Origin of the sequence: Micromonospora sp. WMMB482 (assembly GCF_019038635.1) — a bacterium.
GTDB classification, from domain to species: domain Bacteria; phylum Actinomycetota; class Actinomycetes; order Mycobacteriales; family Micromonosporaceae; genus Micromonospora; species Micromonospora marina.
Genome location: NZ_JAHOPD010000020.1, coordinates 4,915,893 through 4,937,956 on the forward strand (window position 1 = coordinate 4,915,893; position 22,064 = coordinate 4,937,956).

General features: G+C 74.4%; 20 protein-coding genes. 6 read left to right on the forward strand and 14 right to left on the reverse strand.

Annotated elements, in window-relative coordinates; all coding sequences use genetic code 11:
• Positions 1–108: 108 nt before the first annotated feature.
• Positions 109–1,617, forward strand: a complete 1,509-nt coding sequence (locus KSK32_RS24280; RefSeq protein ID WP_216933274.1) for a PLP-dependent aminotransferase family protein — start codon at positions 109–111, stop codon at positions 1,615–1,617.
• On the opposite strand, the gene KSK32_RS24285 is transcribed toward KSK32_RS24280, so the two are convergent.
• From KSK32_RS24285 to KSK32_RS24350, 14 genes are all read right to left on the reverse strand, one after another.
• Entirely contained in the window at positions 1,562–3,025 is a 1,464-nt protein-coding gene (locus tag KSK32_RS24285) for a UbiD family decarboxylase (RefSeq protein ID WP_216933275.1), read from the reverse strand. The two genes, KSK32_RS24280 and KSK32_RS24285, sit on opposite strands and share 56 nt — an antisense overlap.
• Complete coding sequence (locus KSK32_RS24290) at positions 3,022–3,375, reverse strand: chorismate mutase (RefSeq protein WP_216933276.1); 354 nt, start codon at positions 3,373–3,375, stop codon at positions 3,022–3,024. Before KSK32_RS24290 ends, KSK32_RS24285 begins: the two co-directional genes overlap by 4 nt.
• Complete coding sequence (locus KSK32_RS24295; RefSeq protein WP_013477221.1) at positions 3,372–3,719, reverse strand: cupin domain-containing protein; 348 nt, start codon at positions 3,717–3,719, stop codon at positions 3,372–3,374. Before KSK32_RS24295 ends, KSK32_RS24290 begins: the two co-directional genes overlap by 4 nt.
• Positions 3,709–4,413, reverse strand: coding sequence for a flavodoxin family protein (locus tag KSK32_RS24300; RefSeq protein WP_252448752.1), 705 nt, complete (start codon positions 4,411–4,413; stop codon positions 3,709–3,711). Before KSK32_RS24300 ends, KSK32_RS24295 begins: the two co-directional genes overlap by 11 nt.
• Before the next feature lie 57 nt (positions 4,414–4,470).
• The gene (locus tag KSK32_RS24305; protein ID WP_216933278.1) at positions 4,471–5,775 is read right to left on the reverse strand and encodes a TrpB-like pyridoxal phosphate-dependent enzyme; all 1,305 of its coding nucleotides are present in this window, start codon (positions 5,773–5,775) and stop codon (positions 4,471–4,473) included.
• 29 nt (positions 5,776–5,804) lie between these two features.
• On the reverse strand, positions 5,805–7,028 hold the full coding sequence (locus tag KSK32_RS24310) for an MFS transporter (protein WP_216933279.1): 1,224 nt from the start codon (positions 7,026–7,028) through the stop codon (positions 5,805–5,807).
• Positions 7,019–8,254: an ATP-grasp domain-containing protein gene (locus tag KSK32_RS24315; RefSeq protein ID WP_216933280.1), complete on the reverse strand. Its 1,236-nt coding sequence runs from the start codon at positions 8,252–8,254 to the stop codon at positions 7,019–7,021. Before KSK32_RS24315 ends, KSK32_RS24310 begins: the two co-directional genes overlap by 10 nt.
• Positions 8,251–9,036: a B3/4 domain-containing protein gene (locus KSK32_RS24320; protein WP_216933281.1), complete on the reverse strand. Its 786-nt coding sequence runs from the start codon at positions 9,034–9,036 to the stop codon at positions 8,251–8,253. Before KSK32_RS24320 ends, KSK32_RS24315 begins: the two co-directional genes overlap by 4 nt.
• 133 nt (positions 9,037–9,169) lie before the next feature.
• Positions 9,170–10,468 carry an amidohydrolase family protein gene (locus KSK32_RS24325; protein WP_216933282.1) on the reverse strand — a complete coding sequence of 433 codons (1,299 nt, stop codon included), beginning with the start codon at positions 10,466–10,468 and terminating at the stop codon, positions 9,170–9,172.
• The gene (locus KSK32_RS24330) at positions 10,465–11,130 is read right to left on the reverse strand and encodes a prephenate dehydratase (protein ID WP_216933283.1); all 666 of its coding nucleotides are present in this window, start codon (positions 11,128–11,130) and stop codon (positions 10,465–10,467) included. The genes KSK32_RS24325 and KSK32_RS24330 overlap by 4 nt, the downstream gene beginning before the upstream one ends.
• Positions 11,114–12,535 carry a phenylacetate--CoA ligase family protein gene (locus KSK32_RS24335; RefSeq protein ID WP_216933284.1) on the reverse strand — a complete coding sequence of 474 codons (1,422 nt, stop codon included), beginning with the start codon at positions 12,533–12,535 and terminating at the stop codon, positions 11,114–11,116. The genes KSK32_RS24330 and KSK32_RS24335 overlap by 17 nt, the downstream gene beginning before the upstream one ends.
• A 23-nt stretch (positions 12,536–12,558) precedes the next feature.
• Positions 12,559–13,269 (reverse strand): SDR family NAD(P)-dependent oxidoreductase, encoded by a 711-nt coding sequence (locus KSK32_RS24340; RefSeq protein WP_216933285.1) that lies wholly within the window; start codon positions 13,267–13,269, stop codon positions 12,559–12,561.
• A gap of 16 nt (positions 13,270–13,285) precedes the next feature.
• Entirely contained in the window at positions 13,286–13,876 is a 591-nt protein-coding gene (locus KSK32_RS24345; RefSeq protein WP_216933286.1) for an aminodeoxychorismate/anthranilate synthase component II, read from the reverse strand.
• Positions 13,873–15,333, reverse strand: coding sequence for an anthranilate synthase component I family protein (locus tag KSK32_RS24350; RefSeq protein ID WP_289256384.1), 1,461 nt, complete (start codon positions 15,331–15,333; stop codon positions 13,873–13,875). Before KSK32_RS24350 ends, KSK32_RS24345 begins: the two co-directional genes overlap by 4 nt.
• A 346-nt stretch (positions 15,334–15,679) precedes the next feature.
• On the opposite strand from KSK32_RS24350, the gene KSK32_RS24355 reads away from it, so the two are divergent.
• The 5 genes from KSK32_RS24355 to KSK32_RS24375 are packed head-to-tail and all read left to right on the forward strand — an operon-like array spanning position 15,680 to position 22,014.
• Entirely contained in the window at positions 15,680–17,089 is a 1,410-nt protein-coding gene (locus tag KSK32_RS24355) for a PLP-dependent aminotransferase family protein (RefSeq protein WP_254187173.1), read from the forward strand.
• Between the two features lie 41 nt (positions 17,090–17,130).
• Positions 17,131–17,940, forward strand: coding sequence for an ABC transporter ATP-binding protein (locus KSK32_RS24360; RefSeq protein ID WP_216936333.1), 810 nt, complete (start codon positions 17,131–17,133; stop codon positions 17,938–17,940).
• A gap of 28 nt (positions 17,941–17,968) precedes the next feature.
• A complete protein-coding gene (locus KSK32_RS24365; protein ID WP_216933289.1) occupies positions 17,969–18,958 on the forward strand; it encodes an iron-siderophore ABC transporter substrate-binding protein in 990 nt (329 codons plus the stop codon).
• 5 nt (positions 18,959–18,963) lie between these two features.
• A complete protein-coding gene (locus KSK32_RS24370; protein ID WP_216936335.1) occupies positions 18,964–21,066 on the forward strand; it encodes an iron ABC transporter permease in 2,103 nt (700 codons plus the stop codon).
• A 45-nt stretch (positions 21,067–21,111) separates the two neighbouring features.
• Complete coding sequence (locus KSK32_RS24375; RefSeq protein WP_216933290.1) at positions 21,112–22,014, forward strand: siderophore-interacting protein; 903 nt, start codon at positions 21,112–21,114, stop codon at positions 22,012–22,014.
• The last annotated feature ends 50 nt before the right edge of the window (positions 22,015–22,064 follow it).

Sequence of the window (22,064 nt, forward strand, 5' to 3'; positions counted from 1 at the left end):
GGCCGAATCGGAGATCGACAAGGCAGTCAACCTCATGATCGACCGGGTGTGGGGGCGGGGTGGGACTAGGATCGCCGGGAGGGGCGGCTAGGTGGGGGAGCGTCGCGGGTGGGGTCGTCGCAGCTGCTCGTGGTGCTCGACCGGGACAGCCCGGTGCCGTTGCAGCAGCAGCTCTGCGACCAGATCAGCGGCTCCGTCCGCGCCGGCCGGCTGCGCCCCGGCGACCCGGTGCCGCCCAGCCGGGAACTGGCCCACCAACTCGGCGTCTCCCGCACCGTGGTCACCCGCGCGTACGAGCTGCTGCGCGCCAACGGCGTCCTCACCTCCCGGCGCGGCTCCGGCACCCGGGTCAGCGACGCCCTGCCCGACCTGCCGCACCGCGACCCGCCGGCCCGCACCCCGCTGCGCCCGGAACCGCCGCTGCCGACCGACGCCGGCAGCCCGCTGTGGCGGCCCTGGGAGCCGGCGCCCATGCACCGGCCGGACGGGGCGTACGACTTCCGGCACGGCACCCCGGCGCTGGCGAGCTTCCCGGTGGCGCGCTGGCGGCAGTCGCTCGCCACGGCGGTGAGCCGCGCCGACGCGGTGGCGCTGGGCTACGGCCCGGCCGAGGGCTCCCCGGCGCTGCGCGCGCAGATCGCCGCGTTGCTGCGGCGCAGCCGGGCGCTCGACGTCGCCCGCGAGCACACCATCGTCACCAGCGGCGCCACCCAGGCCATGGACATCCTGGTCCGGCTGCTCGTCGGCCCCGGCGACGTGGTGGTGATCGAGGATCCCAGCCACACCGTGCTGCGGCAGATCTTCGGCTATTCCCGGGCCGCCGTGGTGCCGGTGCCGGTCGACGAGGAGGGGCTGCGGGTCGGCGAGATCGAGGACCGGGTACGCGGCCACGGCCTGGACCCGGACCGGGTCCGGCTGGTCTACGTCACGCCGTCGCACCAGTTCCCGACCGGGTACGTCATGTCCGAGCGGCGGCGGCGGGCGCTGCTGCGCTGGGCGCGCGAGCACGCCGTCACAGTGCTGGAGGACGACTACCACAACGAGTTCACCTTCGCCGCCGAGCGGCTCCCGTCGCTGGCGGCCGACCCGCAGGGCGCCGATGTGGCGTACGTCGGCAGCTTCAGCAAGACGCTGTTTCCCTCACTGCGCATCGGCTATGCGGTGCTGCCCCCGCACCTGGTCCGGCCGTTCCTCGGCATCAAGTGGATCACCGACCGGCTGACCCCGACGCTGACCCAGGAGGCGCTCGCCGAGTTCATCGACTCCGGCGCGTACGCCCGGCACATCGCCCGGATGGACCGCCTCTACCGCCGACGGCGGGCCCGGCTGCTGGAGGCGCTCTACGAGCACTTCGGCGCCGCCGTGCGCGTCTCCGGCGCCGCCGCCGGCCTGCACGTGCTGGTCACGCTCGGCGGCGCGCCCGGCGCCGGCGAGGCGGCGATCGTGCGCGCCGCCGCCGCGCGCGGCGTCCGGGTCTATCCCGCCTCCGGCTACTTCGTCACCCACCCGCCGCCGGAGCCGACGTTCCTGATCGGGTACGCGGCGCTGCCCACCGCCCGGATCAGCGAGGGAGTGACGCTGCTGGCCGGCGCGGCACGGGAAGCGACGGCTCGGTGAACCGGGGCCGGCGGAACCGGTCCCGCTGGGCGTACGGCACTGTGCAGTCGAACACCGCCTTCGCGGTGCGCCCGTCGGCGGACAGCGACCGGGAGTAGCCGGTGTGCTGGCTCGGGTCCAGCGGGAAACCCTCCCGGTCGGCCAGCACCCGCAGATCCTGGTCGGCCTGGAACCGGGTCACCATGGCCCACCACAGGTCCTGGTCGGACTCCACGTCGACGTCCTCGTCCACGCAGAGCACCAATTTGGCCATCCGGAAGCCGTCCAGCACCGCCTCCGCCGCGTCCCGTACCGCCTCGTCGTCGGCCGGGCCGCGCTTGGCCGGCCACTGGAGCACCACCATGAGCTGGCCGCCACCGGCGGTGTGGCAGTGTGCGGCCAGCACCGGCGTGCCCCGGCGGCGCAGCAGGTCCAGCACCGCGGCCTCCATCCCGAAACCGAGCAGCACCGACTGCTCGTGCCCGGGGCCGGAGACGGCCTGCAGGATCGGGCTCTCCCGCGCGGTGATCGCGGTGACCCGGATCAGCGGCAGCGACGGGTGCGCGCGGCCCTGGTAGCCGAGGAACTCCGGGGTGGCGACGGCGCCGTGCCGGCTCTCCGGCGCGTGCTCGGCCAGCAGCTCGCCCTCGATGACGTACTCGGCGTGCGCGACGAACTCGGCGTCCACGGTGGCACACGGCAGCAGCTCGACCGGCCGACCGGCGAGCGCCCCGGCCACCGCCAGCTCGTCCAGGTCCGGCGGCACCAGCGAGCTGGGACAGCAGGACGACAGCAGCACCGCCGGGCCGAGCCCGAGGTGGATCGCCACCGGCAGCGCCGCGCCCCGGCGCAGGGCGGCCTGGTGCGCCAGCTCCAGATCGCGGCCGGGGACCATCCAGATGGTCAGCGTGTCCGGGCCCTGCACGCACATCCGGTGCACCGACAGGTTGCGTACCCCGGAGTCCGGGTCGGTGGCGAGCACCGCCCCGAGCGTCAGGTACGGCCCGGCGTCCTCGTCGGTGAGCACCGGCACCGGCAGCGCGGTCAGATCCAGCGGCAGCCGGTGCCGGGGCCAGCGCGCCGGGTCGGTGGCGGGCACCGGCGGCCGGGGCGCGGCCACCGCATCGAGCAGCCGGTGCGGCAACTCGGCCGGGGTGACCCCGAGCAGCCCCGCGGCGCGGCGCCGGGTGCCGTAGAGACCCATCAGCACGGCCCGGGTGGGACCGTGCGCGGGGAGTACCCGGTCGAACAGCACCGCCGGGCCGGGCCCGGTGGGTGGCGCGGCGGGCGCGCCGGCCCACCGGGCGTAGTGCGCGGAGACGCCGTACCGGGCGGGCAGTTCCTCGGCGACGCGGACCAGCTCGCCGGGCAGCGGGTCGAGCGTGGCGAGCGCGTGCCGCAGGTCGACGGGCGCCCGGCCGCCGGTCATCGCCGCTCCGGCGCCGCCGGGGCGGCCGGCGCCGTACCGGCGGCGCGGCGGTCCGCCAGCATGTCCAGCTGCATCCGGGTCAGCTCCTCGATCAGCGTGCGGTACGTGGCCACCGCGACCTCCGGCGGCATGCCGTGCCGGCCGGCCAGCTCGGCGACCCGGTCGAGCACCTGCCGGACCCGGTCCGGTGACCGCACTGCCGCCTCGTCGGACTTGTGCGCGGTCAGTTCCCGGACCACCCGGGTACGGACCGCCAGCAACTCGACGATCCGCTGGTCGAGCCGGTCCACGGCGGCCCGCAGCTCGGTGATGCGGGCCGTGCCGTCGGTCCCGGCCTGCGCCTCGCTCACGGCTGGTCGACCCGGTCGACCACGAAGACGACAGTGGGCTCGTCCGCGCTGCCCTGCGAGCGGTGCTCCTCGTCGTCCGGGATGACGAAGCCCATGCCGGGGCGGCAGGGCACCGAGCGGTCCCGGAAGTGGATGGTGAACTCGCCCCGCAGCACGTAGCCGGTGTGCCCGCGCAGGCACCAGTGGTGCTCGTCGAACCCGGCGGGGAGCTCCAGCAGGCGCAGCCGCTGCCCCCCGACGTACGCGATCTTGACTCGGCCCTCGGCGCCGGGCTTGTCCCACTTCTCCCACTCGGTGGCGGGGAAGTCGATGCCGACCGGGACGGTCGCCTGCTCAGTGGACATTCTCGGTGTCTCCTCTGGTCGGTAGGGATTCGGCACGGCGGGGCCGCGGCACGCGTTCGTTGCGGTCCCGCGAGGGCAGCACCGGGCCGCCGGTGACCCGCTGGTGGCGTTTGAGCAGCTGCACCATGTCGACCATCCGGTGCACCATGCGTTCCAGCGCGTCGACGCCCTCGGGGTCGGTCAGGCCGGGTGTGCCGGTGGTGTTGCGCAGCAGGACCGGGAAGCCGCTGCCCACCAGGATCATGCGGTTGAGCAGCAGGTTGTTGACGATCTGGTTGTGCACCGACGAGTCGCTGTAGCGGCGGCCGGTGACGATGATGCCGCCGACCTTGTCGGCCAGCGGGCGGGTGAAGCGTAGATAGCCGACCCCGGCCCGTTCGATGAAGATCTGCATCAGGTGGGCGAGGCCGAACCCGTGCACCGGCGCGGCGTAGATCAGCCCGTCCGCGCTGACCATCTGCTCCACCAGGGCCGGGACGTCGTCGTCCACTGTGCACGGCAGCGTGCGGCTGTTGCAGTCGCCGCACGGGCTGCACGGCGAGATCCGGTGCTCGCGCAGCCGGATGGTGCGCAGGACGGCCCCGCGCTCGGCGATCAGGCGTCCGGCGTGCGCGACCGCGAGGTCGGTGTTGCCGCCTGCCCGCTCGGAACCGTTGATGGCCAGGATGGTGGCTGCTTCGCTGGGCAATCGCACCCCCGAGGGCTCGTCGGCCGGGACGCGGCGCCGCACCGCGCCGCGTCCCGCCCGGTGTCAGTCCGTCAGCTTTCCGGCGAAGTAGTCGATGTACGCCTGCATGTCGAAGTGGCCGTGCCCGGACAGGGAGAACAGGATCGCCTTCTCCTCGCCGGTCTCCCGGCAGCGCAGCGCCTCGTCCACGGCGACCCGCACCGCGTGGCTGGACTCCGGCGCCGGCACGATCCCCTCACTGCGGGCGAACCGCACGCCCGCCTCGAAACAGGCGGTCTGCGGCACCGCCCGCGCCTCGATCAGGTCCACCTCGCGCAGCGCGCTCACGATCGGCGCCATGCCGTGGTAGCGCAGCCCGCCGGCGTGGATCGCGGGCGGCCGGAAGTCGTGGCCGAGCGTGTGCATCTTGGCCAGCGGGGTGAGTCCGGCGGTGTCGCCGAAGTCGTAGTCGTAGCTGCCCCGGGTCAGCGACGGGCAGGACGCCGGCTCGGCGGCCAGGAACCGCACGGTGGGACCGCCGTCGAGCTGACGGCGCAGGAACGGCAGGGCCAGGCCGGCGAAGTTGGAACCGCCGCCGGCCGCGCCGACCACCACGTCCGGGTAGTCACCCGCCAGCCCCATCTGCGCCAGCGCCTCCTGCCCGATGATCGTCTGGTGCATCAGCACCAGGTTCAGCACCGAGCCGAGCGCGTACCGGGCGGTGCCGCCGCTGTGCAGCGCGGCCTCCACCGCCTCGGAGATGGCCAGGCCGAGGCTGCCGGTGGAGTCCGGGTCGGTGGCCAGCACCGCCCGGCCGGCCTCGGTACGGTCGCTGGGGCTGGCGGTGACCGAGGCGCCGAACGTCTCCATCAGGCCGCGCCGGTACGGCTTCTGGTCGTAGCTGACGCGCACCATGAAGACCTCGCACTCGAGGTCGAAGTAGGCGCACGCCATCGACAGCGAGCTGCCCCACTGGCCGGCGCCGGTCTCGGTGGTCAGCCGCCGCACCCCGTCGAGCTTGCTGTAGTACGCCTGCGGGACGGCGGTGTTCGGCTTGTGGCTGCCGGCCGGGCTGACCCCCTCGTACTTGAAGTAGATCCGCGCCGGGGTGTCCAGGTCGCGTTCCAGCCGTTGGGCCCGGATCAGCGGGCTGGGCCGCCACTGCCGGTAGATGTCGAGCACCGGACCGGGGATGTCCACGTCCCGTTCGGTGGAGAACTCCTGCGCGATCAGCTCGGAGGCGAACAGCGGCGCCAGGTCGGCCGGCGTGATCGGCTCCCGGGTGCCGGGGTGCAGCATCGGCGGCAGCCCCTTGGGCAGGTCGGGAACCACGTTGTACCAGGTCGTCGGGATGTCACTCTCGGGCAGGACGAACTTCGTGGCGGTCATGGGCCTCTTCCGGTGAGGGGTCGGGCGGGTCAGGGACGGGCGGGGGCGGGCGCGGCGGGCTCCGGCACCGGCCGGGCCTCGGGCCGGATCCGCAGCGCGGCGAACGCGAGGACGCCGGCCAGCGGGGTCAGCAGCAGCAGGAGCAGCACGGGCCGGTGCCCGTGCGCCTGCCAGACGAAGCCCAGCCCCATTGGCACCACCAGCCGGGCGGAGCTGAGCACGAAACCGTTGAGCGCCATGAAGGCGCCGACCCGGCGTGGTTCGACGTGGTCGGCGATGTAGGTGGGCACCACCACCGAGGCGATGATCTCGCCGAGCGTCCAGACGACCGTGGACAGCAGCACGGCGGGCAGCGAGAACGCGAACACCAGCACCGCCATCCCGGCCGACCAGAGCAGGCCGGCGACGACGAGCAGGGTGCGGGTCGGGTACGCCTTGATCCGTTTCTCGATCAGCATGCCGGCGCCCACCACGACGATGCTGTTGATCGTGTAGACCGCGCCGACCACCGCCACCGACGAGTTCAGCACCCCGGTGACCGCCAGCGGCAGCGTGTACTCCAGCCCGATCAGCGGCGCCACGTAGCAGAACGAGAGCACCACCAGCACCGCGACGTCCAGGTCGCGCCGCAGCGCCGCCCGGCGCAGGCCGGACTTCGCCGGCGTTCCGGCCGCGTCGCGGCGGGTGTCGGCGGGCACGCTGAGCCGGATGGTGAGCGCCGCGAGCAGCCCGAGCAGGATGTTCCCGGCGAACATCAGGCCGTACGAGTACGCCGCGGCCAGGCCGCCCAGCAGCGGCCCGACGCCCATGCCGAGGTTGTTGGCGATGTAGCTGACCGTGTACGCGAACGGCCGTTGCTCCGGCTCGGCGAGGTCGGCGATCAGCGTGTTGGCCGCGGGCGCGAACATGCCCATGCCGACGAGCGCGACGAACAACAGCGCCGCGTAGGTCCACGGCGGGCCGTCCAGCACCGCCAGCCCGAGGTAGCCGACCGCGTTGAGCAGCAGGCTGGACACCAGCGCGGCCCGCCGTCCGGCACGGGCGCAGACCGGGCCGCTGAGCAGGCTCCCGGCGAGCAGGCCGGTGCTGCCGACCGAGATCAGCACACCCGCCTCGCCGGTGCTCAGCCCTCGGCTGCGCACCAGGTAGACCGCGAGCAGCGGGAAGACGAACATGCCCGCGCGGTTGATGAAGGAAGCGAGCACCAGCATCCGCAGCGGACGGGGCAGCGCCCGGAACCGGCTCAGCCACATGACGCCTCCCCGGCCGGTTCGGTACGTACCTGGAAGGCGTCCCGGATCGTCTTGAACCGGGCCCGGACGTCGTCGAAGTCCCGGCCCTCGCAGACGTACCAGCCGAGCACGTCGTTGGAGGCGGTCGGCGGGGCGAGCACGTCGCCGACGCCCTTCCACACGTCGGCGTCGAGGACCGAGTCCAGCGCCCGCAGCTCGTCGGCGGTGGTGATCGCGGTGATCCGGCCGTACCGGTCGGAGCACAGGTATTCGGTGCCGGTCTCCGCGCCCAGCACGGCGGCGGGCCGGTGCCCGGGGTCCAGTTCGAGCCGGCACCACTCGCCGGCCAGGTTGATGCCGCGCCCGGCCTCGATCGCCGGGACGATCGACCCGCCGCCGGCCCGGGCCGCCGCCTCGCCGAAGACCACCTCGCCGTCGTCGCGCAGGAAGAACTCCACGTGCGCGACACCGGTACGCATGCCGAAGCCGCGCAGCAGCTCCGCACTGGCGGTCAGGATGCGCCGTTCCGCGGGGGTCAGGTCGTGCTTGCGGGAGACCGTGCCGCCGGGCTCGTCGCGGAACTCCAGCACCGAGTACGTGTAGCGGGAGAGCTGCTCGAACACCACCTCGCCGTCGCGCAGCAGCGAGTCGACGTGGTACTCCGCGCCGCGGACGTACTCCTCGACCCGGTAGTCGTGGCGCGAGTCGGCCACGAGCGGCCACACCCGGGCCAGGTCGACGGCCGAGTCGACCCGGTGGGTGTCGCCGCAGGCCCAGCCGGCGTACGGCTTGACCACGACCGGCCAGCCCACCTCGGCGGCGAACTCGGCGACCGCGCCGATCGTGTCCGGGCGGCAGGAGCGGGCCACCGGCACGCCCAGCTCGACGGCGCGGCGGTGCATCACGTTCTTGTCCCGGAAGGCGAGTGCCTGCTCCGGGTCCAGGCCGGGGATGCCGTGGTCGCGCCGGCACCGCGCGGCGGTCAGCACGTCGCCCTCGAACAGCGGGAAGATCCGCTCGATCGGGCGGTCGGCGACGATCGCCGCGACCGCCGCCCGGACCGCCTCCGGGTCGTCCAGGTCGGCCCGGTGGCAGGACAGCCCGGCGGTCTCCGGCGCCGGCTGGCCGGTGGGCAGCAGCACCACGCTGTCCACGCCGAGGTCGGTGGCGGCAGCGACCACGCTGCGGAACTGGGCGGCGTAGCGGCCGGCCGCGGGCCGGTAGACGATCAGGATCGCGCGGTTCACGAGCGGCCCCCCGGGGTGCCGGCGGGGCTGAGCGGGGTCTCGACGGCGAACGCGGCGTCCCGGGTGTCCCGGTCCAGCACCGCCCGGTGGCGGGGCGCGGCGGTCAGCTCGCCGAGCACGGCGTCGAGGCGGTCCAGTGCCGCCTCCACCTCCGCCCGGCCGCCCGGATGGGCCGCCTCGACGGTGAGCAGCAGCCGCCGCCGGCCCAGGTCGGTGCGGACCAGGTGGCCCTGGCGCCAGTTCCAGCGCCGGGAGTGGGCCCGCCCGTCGTCGTCGGCGTAGACGATCTCGCCCGGTTCGGGCCGCTCCGGCGCATCAGGCGCGCCCAGCGGCAGGTACGTCTCGGTGCCGTCGGACGGCCGGACGGCGAGCGCGGCGACACCGTCCACCGCGCAGGAGGCGACCGGCAGCGCCGAGTCCAGCGAGACGGCGTTGCAGAGGTCCACGAGCGCGTTGATCCGGGGCAGCCGGTCACCCCGGGCCACCCGCCGGGCGATCGACTCGGCGGCGCACGGGAACCGGTTCGGGTTCACCGCCACCGCCCGGTACGCCGCCCGCCACCCGGCGATGCCCGGCAGTCCGGACACCCCGGCCTTGTCCAGGCCGGCCCGGTGCAGCGCGTCCTCGGCGGCGGTCAGCCGGTCCGCCACGGCCGGGTGGGCCGGGGCCACCTCGATCGCCGGCACGGCGAGCAGGCCGAGGACGTAGTCCGGCACGCTCGCCGTCACCCGGTCGTCGATCCGGACGGACAGCCGGTCGGCGCCGTCGCTGAGCTGGGTCATCGTCATCCCCGTCGGTTCGGTTCACACGGTCGCCCCGACCGTACGAAGCGGCGCCGCCACCGGTTGTGGCCAATCCCCGCCGATCCGGTGAGGCCAATCCGGCCCCGCACCCCGGTCCGCCGTGCCGGCCGCATCAGGCCACCCCGGCCGGCCGGCGGTCCCGGTAGGCGGCGGCGTCCCCGGCGACCACCCGCCCGCCCAGCAGCACCATCTCGATCGCCTCCGGCCGCCCCAGCACGGTGATGTCCCGCGCCGGGTCGCCGTCGGTGACCACCAGGTCGGCCAGCCGGCCCGGCTGCACCGTCCCGGCCTCGCCGCCGCGCCCGGCCAGCCGCGCGCCGTTGGCGGTGGCCCAGGTCAGCACCGTCGGCGCGGGGATGCCGGCCATGCTCACGTACGTCTCCAGTTCCTCGGCGTACCGGCCGTGCGGGGTCCAGGCGAACCCGAAGTCGTCACCGGCCACGATCGGGATGCCCATCTCCACCATCAGCGGCAGGATCCGCAGCGTGTTCTCCACCTCGGCCCGGAACTCCAGCGTCTCCAGGTATTCCGGGGTCTTGCCGTGCGCGGTGCCGGTGGTGAGCAGCCGGTGCGGCTGGTGCAGGCTCGGCACCACGAAGATGCCGCGCTCGGCGATCGCCTCCAGCGCCGCGTCGTCGGCGTACGTGGCGTGGTCGATCACGTCCACCCCGGCGGCGATGGCGTTGCGGATGCCGCCCAGCCCGCGCGAGTGCGCCCGGATCCGTACCCCCCGCTCGTGTGCGGCGCGGGCCGCGACCACCAGCTCCTCGGCGGTGAACAGCAGTTCGTGCGAGCGGCCGTTGGGGAACGTGTCGTCGCCGGTGGAGAACACCTTGATGATCTCGGCGCCCTGGGCGACCTCGGTGTCGACGTACTCGACCAGCTCCTCCGGGGTGTCGGCCAGCCGCATCAGGTCGGTGGGGATGCGCTGCTTGACCGCCGGATTGCGCCGCTGCGGCGGCCCGGAGACCATCAGGTCCCGGCTGCACGGCGTGATCCGGGGCCCGGGCAGCCGGCCGGCGTCGATCGCCCGGCGCAGCGCCATGTCGATGCCGGCCACCGAGCCGGCGCCGACGAACGCGGTGTAGCCCAGCCGCAGCATCGCCGCCGCGTTCGCCGCCGCGCCCAGCGTCACCTCCGGGATCGAGTACTTGAACAGCGTCTCCCGGCCGTCGAGCACGTTCAGGTAGGCGATGTGGGTGTGGCCGAGCGTCATGCCCGGCATCACGGTCCGCCCGTCCAGGTCCAGCACGTCGACGTCCGGGTCGTGCAGCGGGGCCTGCGCCTCGGGCAGCACCGCGACGATCCGCTCCCCGTCGAGCAGCACGCTGTGGTGCGGCCGGGACGCCACCCCCAGCCCTTCCTGGACGGTGGCGCGGTGCAGCAGCGTACGTCGGGACACGGCGGTCACTCCGGTTCTCCTCGAAGGGGCGGTCGGCGGTGGCCGAAGAGCAGCCAGACGATCTCCGCGCCGGGGCGGCGGACCACCCACCGCAGCGCGTGCCGGCGTACGCCGGGGGCGTTCGTCACCGCGAGGTCGGCGGCCCCGGCGGCGAGCAGTTCGGCGGCGTGCTGGGTGGACTCGGCGTCGAGCCACCGCATCGGACGGTCGCGCAGCGCGGGCGGGGCGAGGTCGGCGAAGATCCGCCGGACCTCCCAGAGCGCGGCCACAGTGACCTCGCCGTCGCCCCGGGGCGCGTCCCGTTCCCGGGCCGCGATGCCGTACTCCGGGGTGGCCTGCGCGAAGTAGGCGTCCAGGCGCAGGTCGCGGTGCCAGTGGAAGCGGGTGGCGCCCTGGTACGCGCTCGGTACCAGCGCCTGGTCGACGCGGCGTTCCACGAGCGCGCCGAGCACCTCGTCGAACGTGTCGCACAGCTCGATGCGCAGTCCGTGCCGCTCGGCCAGGAACGCGGCGGTCAGGTGACTGGACGTGCCGGCCGGGCCCAGCGTCGCCACCGCCGTGCCGGGGTGGCCCGCCCACCGGTCCACCACCGCCCGCCACCGCCGCCCGTACGCCCCGGCGAGCGGCCCGGGCAGCGGCTCGGCGGCGGTGGTGTCAGGTGTCGTAGCCACGCCTGCCCGCCATCCGCCGCGCCACCCGGGTCTCGTGGTCGTCGGCGACCCGCCGGTCCACGATCCGCGCGGCCTTCCAGCTCACGAACGCGCCGGTGCTGACGATCGGGTCCAGCCCGTCGCTCAGCTCGACCTCCACCGGCACGCCGAGCGTGGCGGCGGCCCGCCGGCGTACCCCGTCGGCCACCGCGGCCGGGTCGTCGACCAGGTTCTTGAGCAGCTCCAGCCGGACGGTGAGCCGGTCGCCGCCGGCCGGGTCGTGGTCGATCACCACCTGGTAGCCGGCCGAACCGGTGACGCCGGTGAGCACCGCGCTCTCGATCTGCCCGGCGGTACGCCGCTGCCCGCCCAGGTCGATGCGGTCGAGCGTCCGCCCGACGATCTGCACCAGGTCGCCGGGCATCTCGCAGTCGCAGTCCGACTCGCCGACCACCACGGCGTCGCCGGTGCGGTAGCGGATCAGCGGCTTCACGCCGTCGACCAGCATGGTCACCGTGAGCTCGCCGGTGCCGCGCGGGCCGTGCGACGCGCCGGTCTCCGGGTCGACCACCTCGACCAGGTAGTTGGTCTGGGACAGGTGCATCCGCTTGTTGCGGCAGGCAGTGGCGATCACGAACGCCTCCTGCGAGCCGTACAGGATGTTGTAGACGTCCGCGCCCCAGACCGACTCCAGGTTGCGCGCCAGTGCCGGCGTGCACATCTCGCCGGTGACGAACAGCAGCTTGACCCCGAAGTCCTCGCGCAGCCGGTAGCCGTGGTGCTCGGCGGCCTTGGCCAGCATCAGCGCCACGCCCGGCGTGCAGCAGATCACCTCCAGGTCCAGGTCCCGCATGAGCTGGAGGGCCTTGGCGAACCCGATCACCGGCGAGTACGGCCAGATCTTGGCGTTCATCGCGCCGGTGTTGCGGGCCACGTCGCCGAGCGTGTCGCCGAACGAGTGCACCTCGGTGGGGCCCATCAGCCCCACCCGGGGCGCGTGGTCGCCGAAGTGGTGGCGGAAGATCGACGCCCAGGACTCGGTGACGTGGGCGTTGCTGGCCACCACCTCGCGGCCGTCGCGGGGGCAGGGCGTGGCGGGGCCGGTCGTGCCGGTGGTCTCGTAGAAGAAGACGGCCTCGGCCAGCGGGCGGCTGAGCACGTCGAGCATCTCCTCGCGCAGGTGCGCCTTCGTGGTGAAGGGCAGCCGGTCGAGCGTGGCCGGGGTGACCGCGGTCAGGTCGATCCCGGCGAGGTGCCGGGCGTAGAACGGCGAGCCGCCGCTGACCTGGTCGAGCACCCGGCGCAGCTGCCGGTCCCGCCAGTCACCGAGCTGTGCGGCGGTGAGCGTGCGGTCGTAGAACGCGCGGTGCAGGCGCAGGTAGTCGGCGGCGAAGCCGGCCGCCGGGCCGGTGGTGGGAAGCCACATGGGTCGGGTCCTCTCGGAGTGCGTCAGTGCAGGCCGCCGTCGACGTCCAGCACGGAGGCGGTGACGTAGCTGCTGTCCGGGCCGGCCAGCCAGGCGACGGCGGCGGCGATCTCGGCCGGAGCGCCGAAGCGGCCGGCCGGGATGCGGGCCCGGTAGTCGTCCCGGCGGGCCGCCGGGATCCGGGCGGCCATCGGCGTCTCGACCAGGCCGGGAGCGACCGCGTTGACCCGGATGCGGTGCGCGGCCAGGGCCCGGCCGAGGCTGCGGGTGAGCGCGACGACAGCGCCCTTCGAAGCGCCGTACGCGGCGTCCGGGCTGCCGATCCGGCCACTGATCGAGGCGACGTTGACCACGGTGCCCGGACGTCCGGCGGCCACCAGCGCCCGGGCGTACGCGAGCGTGCCGAAGAACGTCGCGCCGAGGTTCGTGTCCAGCACCTCGGCGTACGTGCGCGGGTCGTAGTCGAGGAAGTCCCGGGCCGGGTAGACGCCGGCGTTGTTCACCAGCACGGCGGGCAGGCCGTGCCGCTCGTGCACGTCGTCCAGCAGCCGCTGCGCCTGTTCCGGCACGGCCAGGTCGGCGACGAGCGCCGCGTACGCGGACGGGTCGGCGGCCGGCTCCCGGTCGACGCTGAGCACCCGGTGCCCGGCCCGGGTCAGCGCCGCGGTGACGGCCCGGCCGATGCCGCCGGCCCCGCCGGTGACCACGGCGAGCGGGGGTACGAAGTCGGACATGATCCGTCTGCGCCGCTCAGCCGGCGGCCGGCAGCGCCGCCGGTACGCCGCGCAGGAAGTTGTCGAACAACCGCAGCCCGTCCTGGGTGGTCACGCTCTCCGGATGGAACTGCACCCCCTCGACGGCGAGCGTGCGGTGGCGCAGGCCCATCACGTAGCCGTCGTCGCCGGAGCGGGCGGTCACCTCCAGCGGGGGCGGCACCGGGTCGGCGACGATGAGCGAGTGGTACCGGGTGACCGTGAGCGGCGTCGGCGCCCCGGCGTAGACCCCGTGGCCGTCGTGCGTGACGTCGCTGGTCTTGCCGTGCATCAGGTGCCGGGCGACAGCGATGGTGCCGCCGTACGCCAGGCCGATCGCCTGGTGGCCGAGACAGACGCCGAGCAGCGGCACCCGGCCGGCGAACGCGTGGACCAGCTCGACGTGGCCGGAGTCGCCGGGGTGGCCGGGCCCGGGGCCGAGCACCACCGCGTCGGGGCGCAGCGCGGCGAGGTGCCGGGGACTGCGCGCGCGGGACCGGATCACCACCGTCCGCGCGCCGAGCGTACGCAGGTACTGGTCGATGATGTGGGTGAAGCTGTCGTACGCGTCGACGAGCAGGACCTTCACGGCAGCAGCTCCTCGCCGGTCAGGGCCCAGTAGGCGGCGCTCATCTTGGCCAGCGTCTCCCGCCACTCGGCGGCCGGTGTGGAGTCGGCGACCACCCCGGCGGACGCCTGGGTGTGGTAGCGGTGGCCGTCGTGCACGACGGTGCGGATGCAGAGCGCGAGCACCGCGAACCCGCGCACGTCGACCAGGCCGATGGCGCCCGCATAGATGCCCCGGGGCTCCGCCTCCAGCCCGTCGATGATCTCCATCGACCGCAGCTTCGGCGCGCCGGTCATGGTGCCGGCCGGGAACGCCGCCCTGACCGCGGCCCACACGTCGGCGCCGTCGTCGAGGCGGCCGGAGACGGTCGAGACCAGGTGGTGCACGTACGCGAACGGCTCGACGTCGAGCATCGCGTCCACCGACAGCGTGCCCGGCTCGCAGACCCGGCCGATGTCGTTGCGGCACAGGTCGACGAGCATGACGTGCTCGGCGCGCTCCTTCTCACTGGCCCGCAGCTCGGCCACCCGGCGGCGGTCGGTCAGCGGGTCGGCCGAGCGGGCGGCGGTGCCGGCGATCGGGCGCATCGACAGCCGGTCGCCGCAAAGGCGCAGGAACAGCTCCGGGCTGGCGCCGATCACGGTGCGCCCGGCCCAGGGCGCCAGGTACATGTACGGCGACGGGCTGCGGTGCCGCAGGCGCCGGTAGACGTCCAGCGGGGTGAGGGCGCTCTCCACCTCGATGCGGTGGCCGATCTGCACCTGGTAGCTGTCGCCGACCCGGATGTGCCGCAGGCACCGCCGCACCCGTTCGGCGAACGTCTCCTGGTCGACGGTGTCGCGTACCCGGGTCGGTGTGGGCGCGGGTGGCGGCGGCTGCTCGGTGGGCGTGCCGGTGAGCAGCCGCGTCACCGGCGGCGCCGGTTGCGGCGGCAGGTGCGGGCCGGTGGCGTGCAGCTGGTGCGCGGTCCCGGCGCGCAGGTCCCACCAGACCGTGTGCCGGAACAGCGTCAGCGCGCACCGGGGCAGGTCGTCGTCGGCCCGGTCGAGGGTCAGCTCGTCCATGTCGCGGGCGGCCTCGTAGGCCAGCGTGGTGAGGAAGCCGAAGGCGAACCGGTCGGCCGGCACCGACGTCTCGACGGTGAAGGCCCGCTGCACGGCGCGTACCACCGACCAGAGCTGCGCCGGGCCGGGCACGTGCCAGGCGGACGTGGTGTCGTGCCGCCGGGCCGGTGCGCCGAGGACCGTGGTGACCATCGCGCCCAGCGCGTCGCCGAGTGGTCCGGCGGCGGTCAGCTCGCACCTGTCGGCCAGGAACCGCAGCTCGGCGAGGCGGCCCCAGCCCACCGCCGCGGCCTGCCGGTCGGCGGCCGGCCCGTCCAGGCTTTCGAAGAGGTACGCGTCGTGTGTCGCATGGCTTTGTGTCAATGCGGTGTACAACGCGAGCGGATTGACCGACGGCAGTGTGATAGAGGTCACGGAAATGGGAATGTGGTCGGCCGGCGTCGTGCGTCCCGGCGTCTCCGAACGATGGTCTGCGGTTTCCGCGCCCACCGTGACCGACATTGAGGACACTGTGGAACCCCCCTTTGAGCAGCCCGAATGCCCCGACGTGGACCGGCTGGACCGCGATCGGTGACAGATCGGACTTCCCCGTTGAAAAGGACGCGCGGCACCCCCCGGGTTCGGCCGGGAATGGGTTGCGGTCCCGGGAAACACTTTCACCAAGTGCGGTTCCCGCTGTCCATACCACTTCGGAGACCGGGGAGAGGACCAATCGGTGTGGCATCTGAATCTGTCAATTGACGGTGACGCGCGTGAAACGTTGTCGACGCAGCTCCGCAACGCTCTGCGCGGCCGGATCACCGACGGCACGCTGCGTCCCGGGACGCGCGTCCCGTCGACCCGGCAGCTCGCGACGGACCTCGGCGTGTCCCGGACCGTGGTCGTCGAGGCGTACGAGCAGCTCTGCGCCGAGGGCTACCTGACCTCGCAGCGCGGCTCCGGCACCTCGGTCGCGGACTCCGCACACGCCGGCGTCGCCTCCGCGCTCACCGCCGACGAGACGCCCGAGCCCGAGGTGTGGGATCTGCGCGCGGGCGGCACCGACGTGTCGACGTTTCCGCGCCAGGACTGGATCCGCAGCGTCGGCGCGGTGCTGCGCTCGGCCGGGTCGCGGGAGCTGGGCTACGCCCCGCCGTCCGGCCTGCCGCCGGTCCGCCGCACGCTCGCCGGCTACCTCGGCCGGGTCCGGGGCGTGCGCGTCCGGCCGGAGCACCTGATGATCACCTCGGGCTTCGCCCAGGGGCTGGCGCTGCTCTGCCGGGTGCTGCGCGACCAGGGACACGAGGCGATCGGCGTGGAGGATCCGGGGCACCCGGGGGAGTGGGCGTTCATCGCCGACGCCGGGCTGCGGCCGGTGAGTGTGCCGGTGGACCGGGAGGGCGTCCGCGTCGACGAGCTGGCCGCCACCGGCCTACGGGCCGTGCTCACCACCCCGGCGAGCCAGTTCCCCACCGGTGCGCCGATGAGCCGGCGGCGCCGGGAGCAGCTGATCGACTGGGCGCGGGCGGTGGACGGGTACGTGGTCGAGGACGACTTCGACGCCGCGTTCGTGGCGCCGGCGCAGCGGATGCCCGCGTTGCAGAGCGTCGCGCCGGACCGGGTGGTCTACGCGGGCAGCGCCAGCAAGGTCCTCGCCCCGGCGCTGCGGCTCGGCTGGCTGGCCGCGCCGACCGCGCTGGCCGCCCCGATCGAGCGGGTCCGGGCCGGCTGGGACATCGGCTGCTCCGGGCTGGACCAGCTCGCCTTCGCCCGGCTCGTGGACACCGGCGCGTTCGACCGGCACCTGCGCCGGCTGCGGGCCGAGTTCCAGCGCCGCGGCCGGGCGGTACGCCAGCATGTCGCACGCCACCTGCCCGGCGTGGCGCCGCTCGACGCCAGCGGCGGCCTCCAGACGTACCTGGTGCTGCCCCGCTGGTGCGCGGAGGAGTCCATGGTGGCCGCGGCGCGGCGCCGGTCCGTGCTGGTGCGGGGCGGCCGGTTCTACGCCCTGCGCGCCGACGACCGGCCACCGGCGCTGGTCATCGGGTACGCCGGGGTGCGCGGTGCCGAGCTGGGCCGGGGGCTGGCCGGGGTCGCCGCCGCCTACCGCGACGTCACCGCGCGCCACGCGACACGTGTGGACGTGCGGCGGGCCGCCGAGTCCGACCGAAGGACCGGCTTGACAGCGTGATCAGCGCTTAGGTTAGCCTAACCTGCGTGACGAGCAGAACGGTGCGAGCCGACGGCTTGAGCGGCAGTGACCTGCGGCTGGGCTACCACGGCACGACAGTGGTGCACGACGCCGCCATCACGCTGCGGCCCGCAGCAGTGACCGCGTTGGTCGGCCCGAACGGCAGCGGCAAGTCGACGCTGCTGCGCGGGCTGGCCCGCCTGCACCCGCTGGAGCACGGCGAGATCGTGCTCGCCGACGGCACGCCCGCCCGGGCGCTGTCGGCCCGGGACTTCGCCCGCCGGGTGACGCTGCTCGCGCAGAGCCGCCCCACCCCCAGCGGGGTGACGGTGCGGGACGTGGTCGGCTACGGCCGGCACCCGTACCGGCAGCGGTGGCGCGCGAACGACCTCGACGGGCCGGCCGCGATCGACCGGGCCATGCGGGTGACGGGCGTCCACGCCATGGCCGGCCGCCCGGTCGACGAGCTGTCCGGCGGCGAGCTGCAACGGGTCTGGCTGGCCACCTGCCTGGCGCAGGACACCGCGATCCTGCTGCTGGACGAGCCGACCACGTTCCTGGACCTGCGCTACCAGGTGGAGATCCTCGACCTGATGCGCGAACTCGCCGACACCGCCGGCGTCGCCGTCGGTGTGGTGCTGCACGACCTCAACCAGGCCGCCGCCGTCGCCGACCAGGTCGTGCTCCTGCACGAAGGCCGGGTCCGCGGCGCCGGCACTCCACACGAGGTGTTCACCGAGGCGGCGCTCACCGAGGCGTACGGCATCCGCGTCGAGGTGACAGTCGACCCGCTCACCAACCTGCTCTCCACTCGTCCCGTCGGCCGGCACACGACCCGCGTCTCCGCCTGACCGACTCCTGCACACAGAAGAGAAACCGATGTTGCGTACCCGTCTGACCCTGCTCGCCGCCGCCGCGGCGGGCGCGCTGCTGATCGCCGGCTGCGGCACCACGGAGGAGACCCCCGCCGCACCGTCCCCCTCCGACGCCGCGTCCACCGGCCCGGTGACCGTCACCGACAGCCGGGGCAAGGCCATCACCCTCAAGAGCCCCGCCACCAAGGTCGTTGGCCTGGAGTGGGGCGAGGTGGAGATGCTCGTCGGCCTCGGCGTGATGCCGGTCGGCGTGGCCGACCCGAAGGGGTACGCCACCTGGGTGACCGCCGCCCCGCTCGACCCGGGCGTCAAGGACGTCGGCACCCGGGGTGAGCCGAGCGTCGACTCCATCGTCGCCCTTCAGCCGGACCTCGTGGTGATGGAGGCCGAGCGCGGCTCCGCCGTCGTCGCCCAGCTGGAGAAGTACGTCCCGGTGCTGGTCACCAAGGGCAGCGACGCCTCCGACAACATCGGCCGGATGCGCGCGGACCTGAAGATGATCGCCACCGCGACCGGCCGTACCGCGCAGGCGGACAAGCTGCTCGCCGACTTCGACGCCGCGCTCGCCGACGGCAAGAAGAAGATCGCCGACGCCGGGGTGGCCGGCAAGCAGTTCGCCATCGCCGACGGCTGGAAGGAGGGCAGCACCGTCTCGATCCGGATGTTCGGCCAGGGCGCGCTCGTGTCCCAGCTCGGCATCCAGCTCGGCCTCAAGAACGCCTGGACCGGTAAGACCGACGAGATGTGGGGCCTCGGCCAGACCGACGTCGAGGGCATGAACGTCCTCAAGAGCCAGGACCTGCACTTCTTCTACAACGCCTCGGACGGCACCGACGTGTTCGCCGACGGCCTCGCCGGCAACGCGATCTGGCGCTCCCTGCCGTTCGTGCAGCAGAACAAGCTGCACAAGATGCCCAACGGCATCTGGACGTTCGGCGGCACGCTGTCCGCCAAGCAGTACATCGACGAGCTCGTGAAGGTCTACACGGCTTGAGCGCGATGACCGCCCCCGCCCCGCCGGGGCCGGCCACCCGGCCGGCCCCGGCCGGGCCGCCGCCCGCCCGGCGCAGCCGGGTCGCCGGCGCGTTCACCCTCGCCGCGGCGCTGCTGGTCACGATCACCGCGGTGCACCTCACCCAGGGCACGTCGTCGGTGGGGGCGCTGGACCTGCTCCGGCTGATCACCGGTGGTGACGACGAGACCGCCCGGATCCTTGTCGCCTCCCGCCTGCCCCGGCTGCTCACCGGGCTGGCCGTCGGTGTCGCGCTCGGTTTCGCCGGCGCCGCGTTGCAGTCGACCACCCGCAACCCGCTCGCCTCGCCGGACACGCTCGCCGTCAACGCGGGCGCGCACCTGGCGATCGTCGCCACCGCCGCGTTCGGGATCGCGCTGCCGGCGCTGCCCGCGGGCGGGCTGGCGTTCTGCGGCGGCCTCGCCGCCGCCTCCCTGGTCATGCTGCTCTCGGCCGGCGGCCAGGCCGCCACGACCCGGCTCATCCTCGCCGGCTCGGCCACCGCGATGGCGCTGGCCTCGCTGACCATGCTGCTCCTGCTGCTGTTCGAGCAGTCCACCATCGGCCTGTTCGCCTGGGGCAACGGCTCGCTCGTGCAGGGCGACCTGGTCGCGTTCACCCAGCTCGCTCCCGTGATCGGGGTCGCGGCGCTGCTGCTGGTGGCGCTCGGGCACCGGCTGGACCTGCTCGCCCTCGGCGACGACACCGCCACCGTGCTCGGGCTCAACGTACGCCGTACCCGGCTCTGGGTGGTGCTGCTCGCCGTGCTGCTCTCCGCCGCGGCGGTCACCCTCGCCGGGCCGATCGGCTTCGTCGGCCTCGGTGCTCCGGTGATCGTCCGGCTGCTCGGCCGGTGGGTGCCCGAGGTCCACCGGCACCGCATCCTGATGCCGCTGGCCGGCATCGTCGGCGTCCTCATCGTGCTCGGCTCCGACGTGCTGCTGCGCGCCGTGCTCGGCGGGCAGGCCGGTGTCGACGTGCCGACCGGCGTGGTGACCACGCTCTTCGGCGCGGTGCTGCTGATCTGGCTGGCCCGCCGCCACCGCGACGCCGGACCGACCCGGCAGGCGCCGGGCGGCCACGCGGCAGTCCGCTCCCGCGGCTTCGTCGCGGCCGTCGTCGCGGTCTGCGCGGTCGTCGTCACCGCCGCGCTGGTGCTCGGCATGCTGGCCGGGGACACCTGGGTGCTGATCGGCGACATCGTCAACTGGGTGCAGGGCCGCACCGGCCCGGCGTACACCTTCGTGCTGGACGCCCGCTGGCCGCGGGTCGCCGCGGCGCTGCTGGCCGGCGCCGCGCTGGCCCTGGCCGGCACCACGGTGCAGGCGGTGTGCCGCAACCCGCTCGCCGAACCGGGCATCCTCGGCATCACCGGCGGCGCCGGCATCGGCGCGGTGTCGCTGCTGACGTTCGCGCCGATGGCCGGCGTGCTCGCCCTGTCCGGCGCCGCCGGTCTCGGCGCGGTCGCCGCGTTCGCGCTGGTCTACGGCCTGGCGCGGCGGCACGGCCTCAACTCCGACCGGCTGGTGCTGATCGGGTTCGCGGTCTGGCAGGGCGGTACGGCGATCATCACGTTCATCGTGGTGTCGTCCGATCCGTGGAACACCGGCAAGGCGCTGACCTGGCTGTCCGGCTCCACGTACGGGCGTACCGCCCCGCAGGTGCTGCCGGTGGCGATCGCGCTGCTGATCGCGCTGCCGCTGGTGGCCGCCGTACGCCGCGAGCTGGACCTGCTCGCGCTCGACGACGACACGCCCCGGGTGCTCGGCATCCGGCTGGAACGCGCCCGGCTGGTCGCGCTCGGCCTGGCGGCGCTGCTCACCGCCACCGCCGTGTCGGCGGTCGGCGTGATCGGCTTCGTCGGCCTGGTCGCGCCGCACGCCGCCCGGGCGCTCGTCGGCGGGCGGCACACCCGCGTCCTGCCGGTCGCGGTGCTGCTCGGCGCCACCCTGGTCAGCCTCGCCGACACGCTCGGCCGCAGCGTGATCGCACCCGCCCAGATCCCCGCCGGTCTGGTCACCGCCATGATCGGCACCCCGTACTTCGTCTGGTTGCTGTGGCGTTCCCGCGCCGCGGCCGCTGCCCGTTAGCCCGTTCACCGACGCGCCGCCCGGCGGCCGTGAGAGGAATGACGCATGACCAGCACCCTGGCCGTCGCGCCCTGGCGAGTCTTCTCCGTGGAGGTCCGTGCCCTGCGCCGGCTCGGCCCGTCCTTTCTGCGGGTGACGCTCACCGGCCCGGATCTGGACCGGTTCGCCGACAACGGGTACGACCAGCGGATCAAGCTGGCCCTGCCGCGGGTCGACGGGGCGCCGGGGGAGCTGCCCGACGGGCCCGACTGGTTCCCGCGGTGGCGTGAGCTGCCGGACGGGCTGCGCAGCCCGATCCGTACCTACACGGTCCGGGCGGTCCGGCCGGAGGCGTACGAGGTGGACGTGGACATGGCGTTGCACGGCGACGGCGGCCCGGCCACCCGGTGGGCGCGGCGGGCCCGCCCCGGCGACCGGATCGCCGTGGTCGGCCCGGACGCCGGGTGGGACGGCCCGCACGGCGGGGTCGAGTTCCAGCCTCCGGCCGGCGCGACGCTGCTGCTCGCCGGTGACGAGACCGCCGCACCGGCGATCTGCGCGATCCTGGAGCGGCTGCCCGCCGACGCGCGCGGGCACGCGCTGGTGGAGGTGCCGGAGACCGGCGACGAGCTGCCCTGCGCGGCGCCGGCCGGCGTCACCGTGACCTGGCTGCCCCGCGACGGCGCCCCGCACGGCAGCCGGCTCACTCCGGCCGTGACGAGCCTGGGCGACCGGCTGGTGCCCGTACCGGCCGAGCCGGCCGCCGTGCCGCTGGCCGAGGTGGACGTGGACCGGGACATCCTCTGGGAGGTGCCGGAGCGGCCCGACGGCGCGGCGCTCTACGCCTGGCTGGCCGGGGAGGCGGCGGTCATCCGTGGCCTGCGCCGCCACCTGGTCACCGAGCGGGGCATGGACCGGTGCGCGGTGGCGTTCATGGGCTACTGGCGGGCCGGCCGCGCGGAGAACTGATCGTCCCTACCGCCGACGAAGCGGGCCGGCGCATCGCGCCGGCCCGCTTT

Excerpts from the sequence above, each read along its gene's own strand:
- KSK32_RS24340 (WP_216933285.1), bottom strand. The coding sequence starts at position 13,269 with ATGTCCGACTTCGTACCCCCGCTCGCCGTGGTCACCGGCGGGGCCGGC.
- KSK32_RS24310 (WP_216933279.1), bottom strand. The coding sequence starts at position 7,028 with ATGTGGCTGAGCCGGTTCCGGGCGCTGCCCCGTCCGCTGCGGATGCTG.
- KSK32_RS24375 (WP_216933290.1), top strand. The coding sequence starts at position 21,112 with ATGACCAGCACCCTGGCCGTCGCGCCCTGGCGAGTCTTCTCCGTGGAG.
- KSK32_RS24285 (WP_216933275.1), bottom strand. The coding sequence starts at position 3,025 with ATGACCGGCGGCCGGGCGCCCGTCGACCTGCGGCACGCGCTCGCCACG.
- KSK32_RS24365 (WP_216933289.1), top strand. The coding sequence starts at position 17,969 with ATGTTGCGTACCCGTCTGACCCTGCTCGCCGCCGCCGCGGCGGGCGCG.
- KSK32_RS24370 (WP_216936335.1), top strand. The coding sequence starts at position 18,964 with ATGACCGCCCCCGCCCCGCCGGGGCCGGCCACCCGGCCGGCCCCGGCC.
- KSK32_RS24335 (WP_216933284.1), bottom strand. The coding sequence starts at position 12,535 with ATGTGGCTTCCCACCACCGGCCCGGCGGCCGGCTTCGCCGCCGACTAC.
- KSK32_RS24320 (WP_216933281.1), bottom strand. The coding sequence starts at position 9,036 with ATGACCCAGCTCAGCGACGGCGCCGACCGGCTGTCCGTCCGGATCGAC.
- KSK32_RS24295 (WP_013477221.1), bottom strand. The coding sequence starts at position 3,719 with ATGTCCACTGAGCAGGCGACCGTCCCGGTCGGCATCGACTTCCCCGCC.
- KSK32_RS24305 (WP_216933278.1), bottom strand. The coding sequence starts at position 5,775 with ATGACCGCCACGAAGTTCGTCCTGCCCGAGAGTGACATCCCGACGACC.